At 62.1% G+C, this 18,924-nt stretch carries 13 protein-coding genes; 2 read left to right on the forward strand and 11 right to left on the reverse strand.

Annotated features, from left to right (window positions below):
* Window positions 1–41: 41 nt before the first annotated feature.
* Genes U5A65_RS01860 through U5A65_RS01875 form a run of 4 tightly spaced genes read right to left on the reverse strand, consistent with a single transcriptional unit; the run spans window position 42 to window position 7,169 of the window.
* On the reverse strand, window positions 42–1,397 hold the full coding sequence (locus U5A65_RS01860; RefSeq protein ID WP_321945874.1) for a PqiA/YebS family transporter subunit: 1,356 nt from the start codon (window positions 1,395–1,397) through the stop codon (window positions 42–44).
* Window positions 1,398–1,414: 17 nt separating this feature from the next.
* On the reverse strand, window positions 1,415–2,878 hold the full coding sequence (locus U5A65_RS01865) for an efflux transporter outer membrane subunit (RefSeq protein ID WP_321945280.1): 1,464 nt from the start codon (window positions 2,876–2,878) through the stop codon (window positions 1,415–1,417).
* An 8-nt stretch (window positions 2,879–2,886) separates the two neighbouring features.
* Complete coding sequence (locus tag U5A65_RS01870; RefSeq protein ID WP_321945281.1) at window positions 2,887–6,069, reverse strand: efflux RND transporter permease subunit; 3,183 nt, start codon at window positions 6,067–6,069, stop codon at window positions 2,887–2,889.
* Window positions 6,066–7,169, reverse strand: coding sequence for an efflux RND transporter periplasmic adaptor subunit (locus tag U5A65_RS01875; RefSeq protein ID WP_321945282.1), 1,104 nt, complete (start codon window positions 7,167–7,169; stop codon window positions 6,066–6,068). Before U5A65_RS01875 ends, U5A65_RS01870 begins: the two co-directional genes overlap by 4 nt.
* Window positions 7,170–7,433: 264 nt before the next feature.
* Here U5A65_RS01875 and U5A65_RS01880 point away from each other — a divergent pair, with 264 nt between their 5' ends.
* A complete protein-coding gene (locus tag U5A65_RS01880; protein WP_321945875.1) occupies window positions 7,434–8,165 on the forward strand; it encodes a helix-turn-helix domain-containing protein in 732 nt (243 codons plus the stop codon).
* Between the two features lie 39 nt (window positions 8,166–8,204).
* Here the strand turns inward: U5A65_RS01880 and U5A65_RS01885 are convergent, their stop codons facing one another.
* Window positions 8,205–9,260, reverse strand: a complete 1,056-nt coding sequence (locus U5A65_RS01885) for an AI-2E family transporter (RefSeq protein WP_321945283.1) — start codon at window positions 9,258–9,260, stop codon at window positions 8,205–8,207.
* Window positions 9,261–9,319: 59 nt separating this feature from the next.
* Entirely contained in the window at window positions 9,320–9,502 is a 183-nt protein-coding gene (locus U5A65_RS01890; RefSeq protein ID WP_321945284.1) for a hypothetical protein, read from the reverse strand.
* A gap of 331 nt (window positions 9,503–9,833) precedes the next feature.
* Here U5A65_RS01890 and U5A65_RS01895 point away from each other — a divergent pair, with 331 nt between their 5' ends.
* Window positions 9,834–12,362, forward strand: coding sequence for a DUF3772 domain-containing protein (locus U5A65_RS01895; RefSeq protein WP_321945285.1), 2,529 nt, complete (start codon window positions 9,834–9,836; stop codon window positions 12,360–12,362).
* A gap of 249 nt (window positions 12,363–12,611) precedes the next feature.
* On the opposite strand, the gene U5A65_RS01900 is transcribed toward U5A65_RS01895, so the two are convergent.
* The 5 genes from U5A65_RS01900 to U5A65_RS01920 all read right to left on the reverse strand — a co-directional run bounded on the left by U5A65_RS01900 (window position 12,612) and on the right by U5A65_RS01920 (window position 18,790).
* Entirely contained in the window at window positions 12,612–13,937 is a 1,326-nt protein-coding gene (locus U5A65_RS01900) for an FAD-dependent oxidoreductase (RefSeq protein WP_321945286.1), read from the reverse strand.
* 254 nt (window positions 13,938–14,191) lie between these two features.
* Window positions 14,192–14,386, reverse strand: coding sequence for a hypothetical protein (locus U5A65_RS01905; RefSeq protein ID WP_321945287.1), 195 nt, complete (start codon window positions 14,384–14,386; stop codon window positions 14,192–14,194).
* Window positions 14,387–14,473: 87 nt separating this feature from the next.
* Window positions 14,474–15,985 carry a hydantoinase B/oxoprolinase family protein gene (locus tag U5A65_RS01910; RefSeq protein WP_321945288.1) on the reverse strand — a complete coding sequence of 504 codons (1,512 nt, stop codon included), beginning with the start codon at window positions 15,983–15,985 and terminating at the stop codon, window positions 14,474–14,476.
* Between the two features lie 24 nt (window positions 15,986–16,009).
* Window positions 16,010–18,127, reverse strand: coding sequence for a hydantoinase/oxoprolinase family protein (locus U5A65_RS01915; protein ID WP_321945289.1), 2,118 nt, complete (start codon window positions 18,125–18,127; stop codon window positions 16,010–16,012).
* A 33-nt stretch (window positions 18,128–18,160) separates the two neighbouring features.
* Entirely contained in the window at window positions 18,161–18,790 is a 630-nt protein-coding gene (locus U5A65_RS01920; RefSeq protein ID WP_321945290.1) for an XRE family transcriptional regulator, read from the reverse strand.
* Between the last annotated feature and the right edge of the window lie 134 nt (window positions 18,791–18,924).

Here is an 18,924-nt window from a genome sequence, read left to right on the forward strand (position 1 = left end):
TTTCAGAGAGTCCGGTTAGGAGGTGAGAGGCAGTGCCGCAGTCAGTGCACGCTTCGTCGCTCGGTTCGCGCGCGATGCCCGTCTGCATCGAGGTTGTCCCAGATGAGCCGTGGATCGAACTGATGCGACGCGAGCATCGTGAGGATCACCACCGCCGCGAAAGCGAGCGCGGCCGGTCCCGCCGTGATGACCGCAAAAGAGCCGAAGTGCACGAGCGTGACCGTCAGTGCGACGACGAAAACATCGAGCATCGACCAGCGGCCGATACGCTCGACGAGCCGATAGAGCCCGGTACAATCCCGGGGCCGCCAGGCCGAGCCGCGACGAGCGGTTAGCGTGAGAAGCGTGAGAACTGCCAGCTTGAGTATCGGTACGAGAACGCTCGCGACAAATACCACGACCGCGAGCGGCCAGTCGCCCGAAGTCCAGAAATACGCGACGCCGCCCAGGATCGTGTCGTCCTCTGCGCGGCCGAGTGATGACGCGTGCATGATTGGCAGCAGATTGGCCGGGATATAGGCGAACACGGCGGCAAGCAGCAGACTGGTGGTTCGCGTGAGGCTGTCCGCGCGGCGTTGGTGCAGCGGGTGTCCGCATCGCGAGCAGCGCTGGTGCGTCCGGCCTTCTGCGTGCGCCTGAACCAGACCGCAAGCGTGACAGCCGACCAGTCCTGCGCGCTGTGCAGTCACGGCGGACGAACGCGCCTGTTCGCGCGTTCGCTGCGCCCCCAGGAAGCGCTCGCGTCGACCAGCGACTCTTTTCCAGCGAATGCCGGTCTTGCCGGCAGACGTGAGCCGCTCGTGGACCATCCACAGCTGGCCGGGATCGAATGATGCGACGACGGCCAGCATCACGGTCAGCCCAGCCAGTGCAAAGAGGCCAGGCCCCGCGATCACCTCGGCAACGCTGACCATCTTCACGATCGTCACGAGCACGCCGAGCATGAATACTTCAACCATGCACCACGGACGCACCAGCTGTACGACGCGCAACACCCGGTTGAAGCGGGGCGGCACCTTGCCGATGCGAAGCGGCGCCAGCAGATAAAGAAAGGCGATCAGCTCGATCAGCGGAAACAGTATCGATGAACAAAACACCGTCGCCGCGACCGAGCGCATATTGCCTGACCAAAGCGAACTCACCGCACCAAAGAGCGTTGCTTTGGACGTCATGCCGTTGGCATTCAGCTCGATCACCGGGAAAGCCTGCGCGATGCAGAACATGATCAACGCGGCGAGCGTCACGGCGCAGATGCGGTCGAGCGACGCGTCGACGCCCGCCAATGCGCCCAGCTTCGCTGCGCATCGCGTGCAGCTCGCGACGCGCGCTCCGACGGCCGCTGGCTTGCGCAACAGCAGATCGCATTCGTGACAGGCAATCAGTCTGCGATATTCCATGCTTGTCATACGCGCGATCATTGCGTCGACGCTGCAGTCTGCTGCGCCACGGGCGGTTCCCCCATCGCCTGGAACAACGCCGCCGTATCGCTCATACGTTGGCTCGCTGCGCGTACCGCGCCGATCTGCGCGTTGAGATAGCGGGACTCGCTGGCGTGTGTTGCCGTCGACGGAAGTGCGCCCATGCGATGGCGCGACGCCGTATCGTCGAACGCGGCGTGCGCGGCGTCCGCGCCAACGTCCGCCGAGGCGAGCGCCTGCGCGTCGTTATCCAGGGCAGCCAGCGAGTTCGCGACATCCTGGAACGCGGAGAGTACCGTCGACTTGTAGTGCAGCACGGCGGCATCGTATGCATCGATCGAAGCGCGACGCTCCGCGAACAGGGCACCGCCATGGAAGATCGGCTGCGACATCGCGGCGCCGAGCGCCCACAGGCCGCCCGCGCCCGTGAACAACGCCGGCCAGCTGAAGCCGCCGCGGCCCATCGAGGCCGTGAGCGACAGGCTCGGGAACATCTGCGCCGTCGCGGCGCCGACGTCGGCCGCGGCGGCCTTGACGGCGGCATCCGCTGCCTGAATGTCGGGCCGCGAACGCAACAGGTCCGAAGGCACCGCGACGGGCACGTTCGCGGGCAGCGAGAGACTTTCGAGATCCGGCACGCTCGGCGCGCTGTCCGGCGTGCGGCCGAGTAGCACCGCCAGCGCATGGACCGCGCACGCGCGTTGCTGCCGCAGCGCAGGCAGCGTCGCGGCGATCGACGCCGCGTCCTGTTTCGATTCGAGCATTTGGCCGCGCGACACCGACCCGAGCGCGAAGCGCTGCTCATCCTCGTTCGCGGCGGCATTGGACACTTCCACGAGCCGCTCGGTGAGCGCGATCTGCCGGTCGAGAGACGCGACATTGATCACGCTCGCGACAATGTTGGCGGCAAGCGCGCGCCGCGACGCCTCCAGTTCGAATGCCTGAACGTGCACACGAGCGGCGCTTGCCGAGTTCGCGTAACGCGTCTGGCCAAACAGGTCGAATGTGTAATGCGCGAACACCTGGCCGGCGAAGAAGTTGTATTGCACCTGCTCCGGTCCGATTCCCGGCACAACGGGCGCGCGTGCGCGCTCGACCTGGACGGCGCTGTCGATCGACGGCAGCGTCGATGCGCCGACCTGCGCGCGCAGTTGTTCTTGCGCGGCCGCGAGCGTGCGCTGGGTTGCCGCGAGGTTCGGGCTGTTGCGCAGGCCCTCGTCGACGAGCGCATCCAGCGCATCCGACCGGTACAGGCGCCACCATTGGGGGGCTGCGGTCGCGCCGACATCGAATGTCTGCGCGACGCCACCGGCCGTCACGGTTTTTGAGGGCTGCGCCTGCGCGCCGTAGTGTTCCGGCGACGGCATCGCCGGCGCTTCGCCGCTCGGCCCGAACGAGCAAGCCGAGAAGGTCAGTGCGGCCGCGAGAGCCAGCACGGAAGTCCTATAGGTAAAGCTCATGCTCATCATCAAACCTCCGTATGCTCGGCGACGAGCCGGTGCGCTCCGCGCTCGTCACGCCGCACCTTGAAGCAGGTCGCGTAGAGCGCCGGCAGAAAGAACACCGTCAGCACCGTGGCGACGGTGATGCCTCCCATCAGCGCGGTCGCCATGGGGCCGAAGAAGCCGGAGCGAAGCAGTGGTATCAGTGCAAGAACGGCTGCGGCGGCGGTCAGCATGATCGGCCTGAAACGCCGCACTGTCGCGCCAATGATCGCGTCGAAGCGCGGGTGCCCGGCCGCAATGTCCTGATCGATCTGGTCGACGAGAATCACGGAGTTGCGCATGATGATGCCGAACATCGCGATCACACCCAGCAGCGCGACGAAGCCAAACGGCTTGCCGAACAGCAGCAGCGCGGTCACCACACCGATCAGGCCCAGCGGCGCAGTCAGCACGACGATGAAAGTGCGCGCGAAGTTCTTGAGCTGGATCATCAGCAGCGTGAGCACCGCGATGATCATCAGCGGCATTTCCGCGTTGATCGATGTCTGGCCTTTCACGCTCTCTTCCACCGCGCCGCCCACGTCGATCCGGTAGCCGACCGGCAGCCTGGCGCGCTCGGCCGCGAGCGCATGATCGATGTCGTGCGTGACGTCGATGCCTTGCGCGTCACCGCGTACGTCCGCCTGCACCGTGATGGTCGGCTGCCGGTCGCGTTCCCAGATCACGCCGTATTCCAGTGTGTCGCGCACGTGTCCGAGCGAACCGAGCGGCACCGGACCGTTCGGCGTCGGCATCGCGAGGCTCGTGAGCTTCGCGGGGTTGACGCGCTCGCTCCTGGGCGCGCGCAGGTCGACGTCGATCAGCTTGTCGCGCTCGCGGTACTGCGTGACCGTGAAGCCGGACAGCGTCATCGCGAGGAAGCTGGAGACGTCCTCCGACGTGACGCCAAGCTGATGCGCGCGGTTCTGGTCGATCTCGAATGAGATCGAGCGTTCAGCGGGCTCGTCCCAGTCGAACTGGACGTTGCGCGTGCGCGGGTCGGCGCGGGTCTTTTCTGCGACCGTCTCCGCAATGGTGTGCACCGTCGCGATGTCATCGCCGCTCACGCGGAACTTGATCGGAAAGCCGACGGGCGGCCCGTTTTCGAGGCGGGCAACGCGCGTACGTACTCCGGAGAAGTCCTTCTCCAGTTTCGCATCGAGCCAGTGCATCAACTGTTCGCGCGTCTCGACGTCCTTCGCGGTAATGACGAACTGCGCGAAGTTCGGCTGCTGGAGCTGCTGGTCGAGCGGCAGGTAGAAGCGCGGCGCGCCGGTACCGACGAAGTCGACGAAATGCGCGATTTCCGGCTTGCCGTCCAGCACCTTCTCGAGGCGCTTCGCTTCACGCAGGGTCGCTTCGAACGAGGCTCCCTCCGGCAACCGCAGATCGACCAGCAGTTCCGGCCGCTCCGAGTTCGGGAAGAACTGCTGCGGCACGCGCGTGAACGCCGCCATGGCGATCGCGAACAGCACGACCGTGACGCCGAGCACGGCCCAGCGGCGGTCGATGCACCAGCCGACCCAGCCCGACAGACGCCGGTAAAAGGCCGTGTTGTACACGTCATGCTCGTGGCCGTGTTCACCGTCGGCACCGCTCGCGTGGCGTTTATGCTCCGGCAGCAGGTGAAAGCCCAGCAATGGCACCAGCACGACCGCGGCGAACCACGAAACGATCAGCGCGATGGCCGACACCTCGAAGATCGAACGCGTGTACTCACCGGTGCTCGATTTGGCGAGCGCGATCGGCAGAAAACCCGAGACCGTGACCAGCGTGCCGGTCAGCATCGGAAAAGCCGTACTGGTATAGGCGAAGGCCGCCGCGCGCAGGCGGCTCCAGCCCTGTTCGAGCTTCACGGCCATCATCTCGACGGCAATGATCGCATCGTCGACCAGCAACCCCAGTGCGAGCACGAGCGTGCCGAGTGATACCTTGTCCAGACCGATGCCAAACAGATGCATGCACAGCGCCGTGACCGCGAGCACGATCGGGATCGTGATCACCACGACCATGCCGGTGCGCAGACCGAGCGAGATGAGGCTGACGACCAGCACGATGGCCACGGCTTCTCCGACTGCCTCCACAAAGTCATCGACCGAGTGCTTCACCGCGTGCGGCATGCTCGACACGGCCGAGAGCTTCACGCCCGCCGGCAGCGAAGCCTGAAGTTCTGCCGTTCTGGCGTCGAGCGCCTTGCCGAGGTCGATCACGTCGCCGCCCTTCTGCATCGTCACACCGATGCCGAGCACAGCGTGGCCGCCGACCCGCATCTGCGTCACGGGCGGGTCGTCATAGCCACGCTTGATCGTCGCAATCTCGCCCAGGCGAAACGACCGCTTGTTCACGGTGATCAGCATGTCGGCGAGCGCCTGCTCGTTCTTGAATGCGCCGCTTGGCCGCACGAACACGCGGTCATCCGCTGTCGTGATGGTCCCGACGGGCGCAACGGCGTTCTGCGCGTCGATCGCCTGCGCGAGTTGCTGCGGCGTGATGGCCAGCCGCGTCAGTTGCGCGTTCGAAATTTCGACGAAGATGTGCTGATCGGGATCGCCGAAGTAGTCGACCTTCGCAACACCGGGCACGCGAAGCAGGACAGTGCGCAGCTTGTCCGCATAATCGTGCAGTTGCGCGGGCGAAAAGCCGTCGCCTTCGAGCGCGTAGATGTTCGTATAGACGTCACCGAACTCGTCGTTGAAGAACGGCCCGATCGTTCCCTTTGGAAGCGTCGCCTGGATGTCGCCCACTTTCTTGCGCACCTGGTACCAGGTCTCGGGCACTTCCTTGACCGGCGCGGAGTCCTTCATTGCGAAGAAGATCATCGACTCGCCAGGCCGCGAGTAGCTCTTGATGTTGTCGACGTACGGCGCCGCCTGCAACTGGCGGCCGATCCGGTCGGTGATTTGCTCCTGCACTTCGCTGGCCGTTGCGCCCGGCCAGTACGTCTTGATGACCATCGTGCGGAACGTGAACGGCGGATCTTCCGATTGCGCGAGTTTGGTGTAGCCGATCACGCCGAACAGCGTGGCGAGCCCAATCAGGAAAATCACCAGTTGCTGGTGCCGCAACGCCCACGCAGACAGATTGAAACCCGTTGCGTCAGCGCTCGAGCCGTCGCCAGTACTGATGCGCACGTCGTCGCGCGCATTTTCATGGTCGCGTGCGTTCATGACGGAAAGTCCTCCGGATGCAGGGGCGGCACGACCTGCACGTGCTCGCCGGCACTGACCGCATGCACGCCTTGCAGCACGACCCGATCGCCATCGCGGAGGCCCGAACTGACCGATACCGTGCGTTCGTCGTAGCGCGCGATGGTGATCGGTCGCAGTTCGAGCGTGTTGCTACTCGTGCGCGCCACCCATACGGCGGGTTGCTCGCCCCGGTGAAACAGCGCCGTCACGGGCAACGTGTACGACGGTCCGTTGCCGGCGTTGCCCACGGTATCGAAGGTCACGTTCGCGGTCATACCGAGACGCACTTCCGGGCCCGGGGAAGTCAGCGTCAGCTTGACCCGCCAGGTGCGGCTCTCCGGATCGGCGGCGGCGGACACCTCGCGCACCGATGCATCGAAAGTCTTGCCCGGCAGCGCGGGCAGCGTGACGTGCGCCTTGCTGCCGACTGCCAGCGCATTCACCGTTGCTTCGGGCGCGTCGCAAGCAATATCGATGTCTCCGGTCCAGTCGAGGTGATACACCGCTTGCGTTGCCTGAACGTTCTGGCCGGTATCCGCATCTTCCGAGGTAATCGCGCCATCGTGGTCGGCAACCAGCGTCGCATAGCGCAGGTGATCCGTGGCGAGTGCCATCTGCGCGAGCGCGGAGGTGCGCTGCGCGAGCGCGGACGCGTAGGCGTCCTGAGTCTGCTCTAGTTGCGCGGTCGAAATGAGGTTGGCACGTGCCTGAGCCTCGTCGCGATCGAGCTGCTGCTTCGCGAAGACGAGGCGATGTTCGGCGGCATCGAGCTGGGCGCGCGCGTTGACGAGATTGTTTTGCAGATCAGTCGGATCGAGCAGCGCGACCGTCTGCCCCGCTTTCACCGTGTCGCCGATCCGCACCCGCCGCTCGATGATTTTGCCTCCCACGCGGAATGAAAGAGGCGTGGAGTAACGCGCCTGCACCTGCGCCGGCAACGAGTCGCCCGCGATATGCCCATCCGCGTGAACGGCACGCGCGACCACAGGCTTGGCCTCCTGCACAGCGGCTTCGTCGTGATGGCATCCGCACATGAGGATCGCGCTGCACGCAGCGATGACGGCGGGTGCCCGGTGCATCGACCGCGCGCAGGAAAGTAACAGAGAGCGCGCCCGCATCGGCGCGACAGTACCGGAGTGTTTCACGATGTTCACAAGGAAGCTGAAGAGTCCAGATAGAAAGTCATCCGCGCTGACCATTGAGGTCAGCCGCGCGGGCGGTTGTTGCGGAGTGGACCAGCGGCACCGACCGGTGCGCAGGTGAGATTAAATCCAAAACTGATGACATTGTCAACGTTGACAATGTCATTTAAAATCACAACAAACTATGACTGGGGAGGCAACATGTCAGGGGTCAGTCCGCGCAGGCGTCGTCGGCAGTCAGTCGAGGAGCCGCGCGAGTCCGCCGCGGAACGATCGCCTCGGCTCGTGCGGCGCAGGCGGGAAACGCGCGCGCGCCTGCTCAATGCGGCGTTTGGCCTCGTCGCGAAAAAGGGAATGGACAGCGTCACGATCAACGAGATCACCGACGCTGCCGATGTGGGATTCGGGTCGTTCTACAACCACTTCGACTCGAAAGAGGGGCTCTTTACTGCGCTCATTGAATGCCTGTTCGAGGAATTCGCGAATACGCTCGACGGCCTCGTCGTCGGCCTGTCCGACACTGCTGAAGTGCTTGCCGTGTCCGTGCGCCATACGCTGTTGTGCGCCTGTAGCGATCCGGTATGGGGACAACTGCTGATCCGCGAGGGGCTATCCGCGCGTGCGCTCAGCTCGGCACCTGGACAGCGCCTCTTGCGAGACATCCGCAGAGGCATGGCTCAAAGACGCTTCATGGTCGCGGACGAACTGCTATGTGCCATCTCGGCGATGGGCACCGTCCTCGCCGGACTCGCGGCTGAACTTCATTCGGCGTCTTCAAAGCAGGCGAGCGGGCCGCGAAAAGGCCTTCGCCCCCGGGAGGAACGCTTCGCCGAGAACATCGCGACAGTCGTGTTGCAGGCCGTTGGCCTCACGCGCGTGGACGCGCAAAAGATCGCCCGGCGCCCCATGCCACCCAGCTCCGCCGATGTGTAAAACGCCGGTGGCGGGCCCGGCGTGCTCCTGGCAGCACGATCAATCCCGATAAAGCGTGGTGCTCAGGTAGTGACGGCGCAGCTCCCGCAACGCCGACGCGCACGCCGCGCTAGCCGGTAGTGCGAGCAGAACGCCGAAGAACCCGAACACCTTCCCGAATGCCAGTAAAGAGAAAATGACCGCGAGCGGATGTAGACCGATACGCTCACCGACGAGCCGGGGTGTGAGAACAACGCTTTCGAGAATCTGGCCGACTCCGTACACGAGCGCCACAGCTCCCACGCCATACCAGTCCCCGAATTGCAGAGCCGCGGCAAAAAGCGCGGACGCCAGCGCTGTCGCGAATCCGATGTACGGAATGACGACAGCCAGTGCTGTGAGGACACCCACAGGCAGCGCAATGCGCAATCCGGCGATCATCAGCGCTGCCGGATAGAAAACGGCCAGCACCGCGACGACGGCGAGTTGCCCTCGCAGGTATTGGGACATCAAGCGGTCGACTCCGGCGACGAAATCCCGCGTTGGTGCGAGCCAGCGCCGTGGCACGAAGCTTTCGATCCGCTCCAGTGCTTCCGCCCTGTCATACAGCAAATAAAACAGCACGAGCGGCAAGATCACGAAATTCTCTGCGACTTCGATCATGGCACTCCCGCCTGTGCGCAGATATTGCCAGACGGCAAGGACGGCGTCATGTTCGCTTGCCATCAAGTGAGCGGCCATTGCGGCGCGCAGACTCGTCCAATCGGGCCAGTAGTCGATTCCCACGGAAGCAAGCCACGGCTTGCCGGCGGCTTCGAGCTTCGACGCGAGCGAAGGAATCTGTCCGGTCAGTTCGGGGCCTTCCATCTGAACGACCACGAACACGAGCAGAACCAGTAACGCCATAAGCGCCGTGAAAAGCGACATCATGATCAACGCGGCAAGACCACGTGATGCTCGCCGACGTACCAGCCACTCAACGCCCGGCTGCAGAACATAGGCGATCATCGCACCGAGCAGAAAAGGTGTCAGCACGGAGCGCAAGCTCCACAGCAGCACGCCGGCCGACAAGGCAACAGCGCTCCAGAACAACGATTGGCGATAATAGGCAGTCATGGTTGCGTCTATTCTTGCGTGTTCGCGTGAAGTGTCGGGTCAGCCTCGATCCGAAGCCTTCAATGTATGGGTGCGCTGGTTCGCGCAACGAGCCGCTGTAGTTCGAGCAAGGCTTCGCCAAGCAGGTCGATGGCACCGTCAGGCGTGGACGCGGTGGCCGCGCCGCGAAGAGCCTGTTGCACGATCTGGTGGAGGCTCCCGGTTTTCGCTTGACTGACTCTGGCGATGCGTCGCTTTTCCATAAGTTCTCCTGTTCGTTAAAAAACTGTCGGACACCTGATGGGGAAACTGGCGCCGGCGCAGAGTATAGGTGCGTAAGGAGGCGGATAAACGTGCGCAATTCGTTGTTGCGAAATGGGGCACTGCACAGGCGCCACTGCACGACCAGAACACCCACACACCACATCATTGCCTCTCACATCATAAATGATACAATAATCAGTATTGATTAGAAATCGGTTTAAGACGCTTTCCCGTCGACGCGGACGCGGCAGCAAAAGCGATATCAGCAGACAATTGCCATCTGAGCGCAGCTCCCAGCGTCTGATCTTTTCGCCCCATTGAGTCTGCGCCATGCGACATGTCATTCCATTCCTCCTTCTCGCGGTCGTCGTTACTCTGCCGGCGCTTGCGCCGTTCGCCGTATGCGCAGCCGAGCCGATGAGGTCGGGAACCGACGGCAGCGCCCATGTTTCGGGCGACGCTCGCGTCGAAACAGACGTATCGCTGGCGCTCGAAGCGCTTCAGACGCGGGAAGACGGCATCAGGCAGCGTGCATCCAGCGCGACGAGCGACGCGCAGCTACTCGAACTGGACGCGCTGAGTCGCCAGGCGGCCAATGACGCAGACGATCTGATCACGATATCGTTGCAGCCCGCGCGGGCGAAAACCCATGCGCAACTGGACGTGCTAGGCGCAGCGCCTGCTCCGGGCGCGAGTGCCGAAACACCGGCGGTTGCGCAACAGCGCGGCGTGCTCGCCAACCAGCAAGCGCGGCTCGATGCCGAGCTCCAGCAGGCCGCACGCATCAAGGATGCGCTTGCGAACGTCAATGAACAGATCGCGCGGTTGCTGAACGAACACTTGAAGGACCAGCTCGCGCTTCGCACGAACAGCATCATGAGCGCCGCCTTCTGGAAACCGGTCGTTCGCCCGGACGAAACAGACTATCGACGTCTGCGAGCGTTTGCCGACGAGGTGCAGTCGCAAATCCGATTGATGCGGCAGCCACAACATCTGCTCGCGTCGTCGCTCCTTTTACTGATCGCACTGGGCTGCGTGACGATCGGCACCGGCGTGCTTCAAAAGACCCTGGCATCGTTCTGCCTGCGACGTCTTCCCGTAGGGCGGCTGCGGCGCAGCGCGCTCGCGGTAGCGACGGTCCTCGCCGCGCTGGCGACCACGATTGGCGCGTTGCAGCTGGTCGGCGTCGCGTTTGCAAGCCAGCAGGCGTTGCCGCCTGCGCTGCAAACCTTCGTCGACGGACTTTTCAAACACATAGTGAATTGCGCGTTGATCGCGGCTGTCGGCGGCGCGTTGCTGTGCACACGACATCCGTCCTGGCGGCTGCCCGCCATCGCCGATCCGGTCGCCCGCGCGCTGCGCCCCTTTCCACCCATCCTCGCCGGATTGCTGCTCTTTTCGGGGACGCTCGAGCAGATCGACCGGGCGGTCGACACCAGCGTCCCGCTCACCATTTTTACTCGCGGCGTCGTCGCGCTGATGGTTGCCTTGACCATCGGCGCGTCGCTGATGCGCGCCAACCGGGTACGTACGGCGCTCGCTGCGGCCGGCGATGCCCCCGAAGCACGCTCGATGCTCGCCGGCTCGATACATGCCGCCGTCAGCTTTGCCGTCGTCGGCTGCCTGATTGCATTGCTCTGCGGGTATGTTTCCGTGGCGCGTTTCATCACTTACGAACTGGTCTGGTTCGATATCGTGCTGTGCACGCTCTATCTGCTTGCCGCGCTCTCCCGCGACGTGTGCGAGAGCACCTTCAGTCCGGCACACCGGAGCGGCAACGCGATCAAGCATCTGTTCGGGCTCAAGGACTCCCATCTGGGCCAGATTGCTACGGTTCTTTCTGGACTCTGCCGAAGCATTCTCATCGGCGCGGCGGCGGTGGCCCTGCTCACCGGCGGCCTCGGCACCACGCCAGCCGATCTTATAGAGAGTATTGTCGACGTGCTGGGCGGCGATCGACTGCGCGCGCTGAATATCGTGCCGGCTCATCTGTTCAACGCGCTGCTCACATGCGGTGTGGGACTCTACCTGACCCGATCCGTGCGCAGATGGTTTGACACCGAGTTGCTGCCGAAAACGGAAATGAGCCACGGCATGCGTGCGTCTCTGCTGACGCTATTTGCCAACATCGGCTACCTGTTCGTCTTGCTGCAGACGCTGTCGGTGCTTGGAGTCAGATGGCACAAGCTCACGTGGATAGTCAGTGCTCTGTCTGTCGGCATCGGCTTTGGCCTTCAGGAGATCGTGAAGAACTTCATCTCGGGGCTGATATTGCTCGCGGAGCGCCCAGTGAAAGTCGGCGACATGGTCAGCATCGCCGGCATCGAAGGAGACATTCGGCGCATCAATGTACGCGCGACCGAAATTCAACTCGCCGACAAGTCAACAGTGATCGTGCCGAATTCTCAGCTGATTGCGCAGAATGTTCGCAACGTCACGATGGGTAATACGAACCAGGGCGTCGTTACGCTCGTGCTGACTTTCTCGCTCAATGTGGACCCGGAGCAGGTTCGCGAGATTCTTCTCGATGCCTACGTCGATCACGCATCAATCCTTGAGCGTCCAGCGCCTTCCGTGATGTTCAGTCAGCTGACCGTAGACGGCATCACGCTGACCGTCGCAGGATGCGTCAAGAGTCCCCGGACCGCCGCCGAAACCAAAAGCGAACTCCTGTTCACGATCCTGAAACGCCTGCGTTCGGCAAACATACCGCTTTCAAACCCGCGTGCCGTCGTGGTTCATGCAATGCGAGACAGCGAGTACGCTGCGCATGACGGAAGTCAGGGAAGCAGCCGCGAAGAGTGGCGTAGGAGCGCAGCGCTAACGGGTAGTCAGCAAGTATTTGATTGGAAGGGGTAATGATATAGGGCCGGAATCCAAGGTCACACCAGGCTTAGGTACGTCTAACCGGAAAGATGCACGGAAATCAAGGCCACCCCATCCACTGAGCCTCCCCTAAAACGCCGTCGACTCCAACGGTCACGGCTTTGCATCGCAATTGCAGTATGCGGCCGGAAAAACAGGAAGAACAGGTGGTGCTGCGACGGCGGTTCCATCTGAAAGACAGCAATGCAAATCGAATAACAACTGGACCATCTTGCGCGCACTTCAGGATTTATCTTCAAGCCCCGCCGGCGCAAATCTAGCGAGCGCGACATCCACTGCGCGAGGGCGAAGTCCAAGATTCTCTCTTTGCTCCTTGCGCAACACGGCTCGCCTGACCAGCGATCCCCCGATAAACCTGAAGGGTTCTGGCGGGAATGTCCTTGTCGCACGCCCAACGAGCGGACATGTGCTCCACTCATCTTTCTTGCCAAGCGCCAGACTCGCGAGAATCTTTCCGCCTATCCGGCTCGGACCCACGCCATTTCCGCTCCAGCCAATGCCGTAATGGATGTTTTGCGTACCGTCCAACGTACCGAACACAGGAAGGCTGTCGTATGTTCTGTCAATCGGCCCTGCCCACGCATGTGCGATACGCACATCTTTAAGCATGGGAAATGTGCGGAGGAAATCCCGGCAGGTCAACTCGCGACTCTCTTCGTCGTAACTGAACCTCTTTCCAATCGACGCACCGTACTCAATGGCCCCTGAGCCTTTACCGAACGCAATGCGGCCGTCCCGCGTCGTCCGGTAGTAGTTGACCATTAGTTGCGAGTCGGTAATGGACTCGCCTCCGGTCCAGCCTATCTGCTCAAGCCTCTCCGGGATCGGCTCGGTAACGATGATAGAACTGTTGACCGGGACAATCAGCCTGGACAGTTCGGGAATCGCCGCGGCCCACGCGTTCGTGGCCAGCACCACGGCTGCCGCGCGAACTTCACCGCCATCGGCGCTGATTGTGCTTGGCCGGCCGCGGCTGAAATCTCGAACCTTCGTATTTTCGAAGATTCGGATGCCCGCTGCCAACGCCACGCCTCTCATCCCCTTCACGAGCGCTGCCGGTTGCACAGTCGCATTGCTGCGCTCGAAGACTCCCGCTCGATGTACCGACGATCCGGTCCTGCGTGCGACTTCGCGCGCCGTTAGGGTTGTAAACGGCTGTGCTCCAACGTTCGCGCATGCCTCGACCGTTTCCCGCCATGAATCGAGTTGTGCCTCTGTTGTGGCCGTCCAAAGCCATCCCGACTGGCGAAAATGCGCATCGATCGCGTGTGTCTCGCAGAACGCGCGTATTTCATCGATAGCCCGCTCTGATGACTGAGCGAGAAACACGGCATCCTCAACATTGCAGAAGGACAGCAAGGACGCGATCTTCGGCCACCATGACATGACGAAGCCGCCATTCCGCCCCGATGCGCCGCCACCGCAAACATCCCGCTCAAGCACTACAACGTTCGAGCCCGGCAACACGCGCTTGATTTCCAAGGCGGTCCACAAGCCGACAAATCCGCCACCAATCACCGCGACGTCTGCGACGGTCGAGCCAGTCAATGGACCGCACGTCTCCATGGGCCACCCGGCATCTTGCATCCAGAAACTCCGCAGAAGGTGCTGTGAGGCATCAGCATCGGACAATGATTTCGGATACCTCGCCCGTGCCGTATCGGCAGGCGCATATTTGCTTCTTACATCCATTGGGCACTCCACCGTAGACGTTCAAGAATAAGCGCCGGCGGGAGCAAATGCCGGAGCGCGAGGAGAGGCAAAGGATGGCCGCGGTTGCACCGCGACCATCCGGTGAGCGATCAGCCGACGGCCGACTGACGCAGCTTCGCGGTTGCCGCCTCGTCTACTGTCATCGCGTTCGCGTCGATGACCACGCCGTAGAGCGCTCTTGCCGACTCGACTGAAATGTAGTCATCCTTCACGTCGTTCAGGACGCGCTCCACCGAGCGTGTGAGCGGGTTGCCCCAACCGCCGCCGCCCGTCGTTTCGAACATGAAGGTTTCACCCGGCGCAAACTTGTGCGCGGAAAGAAGCGGATTTCTCCATTGTCCATTCTCGTCCAGTCCACCGATGACTTCGGTTTATCCATCCGGTCCGATCTTGGTTCCGCGCTGCACCGCACTGCGCGTACCGCCGTTCGCCCCTGGGCTTCCTTCGATGGTCCGTGACGTTTCCATACTGAGCTCGCCATCTCCCAGGAAGCGAACCTTGAAGATGGCGCCCAGCCCGCCTCGATTGCGTCCCGCGCCTGCGGAATCCCGGCGCAGCTCGAAAGATTCGTAGCGAATCGGGAAAAGCAGCTCGGCGGTCTCCGCCGGCATGTTCATGCAATTGCCGAGCGGGTCCATCGTGACGCTCATGCCGTCATCATAGGGCGTGCCCCCCCAGCCACCGGCAGGCAGATCCGAGAACACGTCGACCAGCCCATTCTGGTCCTTGACCGAAGCGACAAACCAGTTGCTGTCCGAGCAGGTCGAAGCCGTGATGCGATTCGGGATAGCTTTGCCCAATGCCTGCCAGATCGCACTGGTGATCTTCGACGAGGTCAACGTCGTGCAGCCAATCGTAGGCGCCGGCCACTTCGCATTGAGCCAGCAATTGTCTGGCAGTCGAATGCTGATCGGGTTGAACATCCCTGCGTTCGCCGGAGCACTGGGCGCGAGAAAGAATTGCAGCGAGTAGTAGACCGCTGAGGATGTATTGGCAAACGGGGAATTGATCGCACCCGCACAGATCGGATCTGTGCCTTCGAAGTCGACGGTGATGTTCGAGCCCGACACCTCCACCCTCACCTGCAACCTGACGGGTTTGCCGGAAATGCCGTCAGTGTCGGCATAGTCAAACGCTTCGTACACGCCGTCCGGAATAGCGTCGATGCTCTTGCGCACAATTCGTTCCGTGTACGCAATCAGATCCTGCATGGCCGACTTGACTGTGTCGATGCCATAGCGTTTCGCCGCGCGGTGGAATTCGAGTTCTGCTGCACGAAGCGCTCCGACGTGCGCCTGCAGGTCACCCCGAACGAAGTGTGGCGTCCGGGTGTTGTTGATGATGAGGCTCAAGAGGCCCTTGTTGACGACACCACGTTCGTAGATCTTCATCGGCGGAATGCGCAAACCTTCCCCCGCGATGTGCGTCCCGGAAAAGGCCTGCCCACCGGCCGCCCCGCCGCCCAGATCCATCCAGTGTCCGCGGCTGACGGCGAAACCCATCAACTCCGCATCATGAAAGATCGGCATGACGAATGTGATGTCGTTGATGTGCGTGCCGCCGCGATAGGGGTCGTTCAGGACGAGGACGTCGCCTTCGTTCAGATTGTCGTAGCCGATTTCCTCAACCGCGGCTTCTGCCGAAAATGCCATTGCGGCCAGGTGAACCGGGCAATTGGCCGCCTGCGCCACCAGCTTCAGGTCCGCCGTGTAGACCGCGTTCGAGAAATCGAGCATATCGGCGAGAATGGGCGAAAACGACGAACGCTGCAGCACCGACGTCATGCGCTCGCACGCGTAGTTGAACACGTTGCGCAGCACCTCGAAGGTAACCGGGTCAACGTTGCGCCCGGAGGCCGCTGCGGGAATTTCCATGTCATTCATCTTTGTCTCCAGATCGTATCGATTTCAGTGGCTCTCGACGAGCGCGTGTTCCGGGCTTTGCTCGTCCAGTGCGACTTCCGTTTCCACGCTGACCACCAGATTGCTGGTACCGTCGACCTGCGCGCTGCAACCGGGGGGAATTACGGTGCAGGAGTCTTCGTATTCGATTACCGCAGGACCGTCGAGGGAAACGCCAGGCGTCAGAGACTGACCGCTGTAGACCCGGGTTTCGACCCACTTTCCGGAGAAGTAGACCGGCCGTGATCCCGATGAGCTGGCCTTTTTGTTCTCCAGATCAATCTTTTGCTTTTCCACGGGCGGATGGGGAACTGCGCCAATCGCCTTGATCCCGAGAGAAACAATAGCCACGTCAAAATCATCGGAGCTGACGCCATGCTCACGTCGATGTTCGTGATGGAACGCTGAGACGATACCGGCGCGATGGGAGTCATCGAGCACGCCAGCAGGAATCGGCGTATCCACTTCATAGGTTTGACCGACGTAGCGCATCTGTGCGCTACGCTCGATGACGACGTCGTCGGGACTCACTCCGTCGGCGGCGAGAAGCGCCCGGCCCCGCGCCTCGAGCTGTTCGTAAAGGCGCGTGATCGTCTCCATGTCCACGCCGCTCACGGGTGCGTAGAAGAATTCCTCCAGATCGTGGCGGATGTCCATGCACGTGGCGCCGAAAGCCGAAGCCACACCGGCATACGGCGGAACGACGACCGTCGGGATATTCATCGCCTGGGCCACGAAGCACGCATGCATTGGACCCGCACCGCCGAAGCTCGCAATGGCAAAGTCACGGGGATCCCGGCCTCGCGAGAGCACCACCATCTTGACGGCTTGCCCCATGTTTTCGCAGGCAATGCGGATCATCCCCTCTGCGGTGTCCAGCAACGACAGGCCAACGGCATCTGCTATCGGCTGCAATGCGCGCTTAGACGCTTCGACATCCAGTTCCATCTTGCCGCCGAGGGTGGGCTGGATGCGGCCAAGGATAAGGTTGGCGTCCGTGATGGTTGCCTTGGTGCCGCCGAGGCCGTAGCAGGCAGGGCCTGGCTCGGAGCCCGCGCTGGCAGGACCGACGCGCAGAGAGCCGCCCTCGTCGATCCATGCGATCGATCCGCCGCCCGCGCCCACGCTGTGAATGTCGAGCATGGGGACAACAATGGGGATCTCCCATTCAAGCTCGTAATTGCGGGTCACGAGACCCGTGCCGTTTTCGACGATCGATGCGTCATAGCTCGTTCCACCGAGATCGGTGTGGATCAGTCGCTCATGCGCGCACGTCTGGCTCAAGTAGGACGCATAGGAGACGCCACCTGCCGGCCCTGATTCGATCAGTTCTTCAGGGTGGTCCTTCGCCAGCGCCACGCCCATCACGCCGCCATTGCTCTTGAGCGTCAGAAGCGCCCCCGTGAAGCCACGATTTGCGAACTGCTCGGCCAGACGGTCGAAGTAGCTCTTCATGACCGGCAGGACTGCGGCGCGCACCGCCGTGGTGGTAAAGCGGCCATGCTCACGAAACACAGGCCGTGTTTCAGCAGAGAGGACTACCTGGCAATTTGGCGCATGCTCGACGAGGATGTCGCGCATCTGTCGCTCATGTGCAGGATTCGCGTACGAATTGATAAAGCCAACGGCGACGGCCTGAAGGCCAAGTTCGTGGATCTGTTTCGCAATGGCTACGGCTTGCGTGGTATCGAGCGGCGTTACGACATCGCCGTGCGCACCCATGCGCTCCGGGAGCGTGAAGCGAAAACGTCGCGGGATGATGGGACGCGGCTTTTTCTGGTACGGATCGTATAGCGACTGACGATGCTGCCGGCCAATTTCAATGGTGTCGCGAAACCCTTCGGTCGTGACCAGTGCGGCGTCCGGGAACGAGCGCTCCAGAAGCGCGTTCGTGGCCGTTGTCGTGCCGTGCATGAAGTGCGAAATCTCATCGAACGGGATATTCGCTTTCGACACGGCGTTCACAACACCTTCAGACCGGTCACGCCTTGTCGTCAGGACCTTGGCTGTTCTCCGCTCGCCGGTCTTCACATTCCAGGCGAACAGGTCCGTAAACGTACCCCCTACATCAACGCCAACACGCCACATTTTCGTCTCCTTAGAAAACCATTGCGTTTTGCACATTGGTCCACCGGAGTCGGGGGTGCCATTCGCCGCCTAATACGACGGCGGTGTGATGACCCAGATGACTACGGTTTCGACCGATCCAGGATTTCTGTATCTGTGCGGGATAGAACTCTTAAATGAAAAACTGTCCCCTTCTTCCACGACGAAATGATCGTCGCCGACCCAGAACTCCAGCGACCCCGACAGGATCACGCCGGCCTCATCGCCCTCGTGGCTATATGCAACGTCTCCACTTCCGGCGCCCGGTTCAAAGACCGATTTCAGCATCTCCAACGGGCCGTACAGATTCGGCGAGAGCAGATAATCGGTCACGCCCGCTGCAAAGTTCAGCTTCCTCCGGTCTGCCTTCCTGACGACCATCCGCCGCTCAGACGGATCTCGTGTCGTCGTTTCGTGAAAGAAGAAATTAATCTTGATGTCGAGCGCAGCACTGATGGCATTCAGCTCCGTGATAGATGGTCGGGCGAGGCCACGCTCCAGCTTGCTGACATAGGCGATGGACCGGTCGATGCGGCTCGCCAGTTCGGCGAGCGTCATCCGCTTTGCTTTGCGCAGGCTCCGGACGTCTTCGCCAATCCTGCCTTCCGCGCTATGCCGCGCAACCCCGCTGCCGTCCTCGTGAGCCGCCGCGGTGTCCAAGCTGCTTTCTGTGTCCTGCATATGTCCTCCATACTACGTCAGCCGGAAAAAAAATCAACGAAATTTTCCTAATGGTAAACAAGAGGAGAAATTTTGACAGTTGGCAAATTCCACCCCTCAATCTTACGCCGGATTGGTGCCATGCCGGCCGTTTC

The sequence above is a fragment of the Paraburkholderia sp. J10-1 genome (assembly GCF_905220165.1).
Classification (GTDB): Bacteria; Pseudomonadota; Gammaproteobacteria; order Burkholderiales; family Burkholderiaceae; genus Paraburkholderia.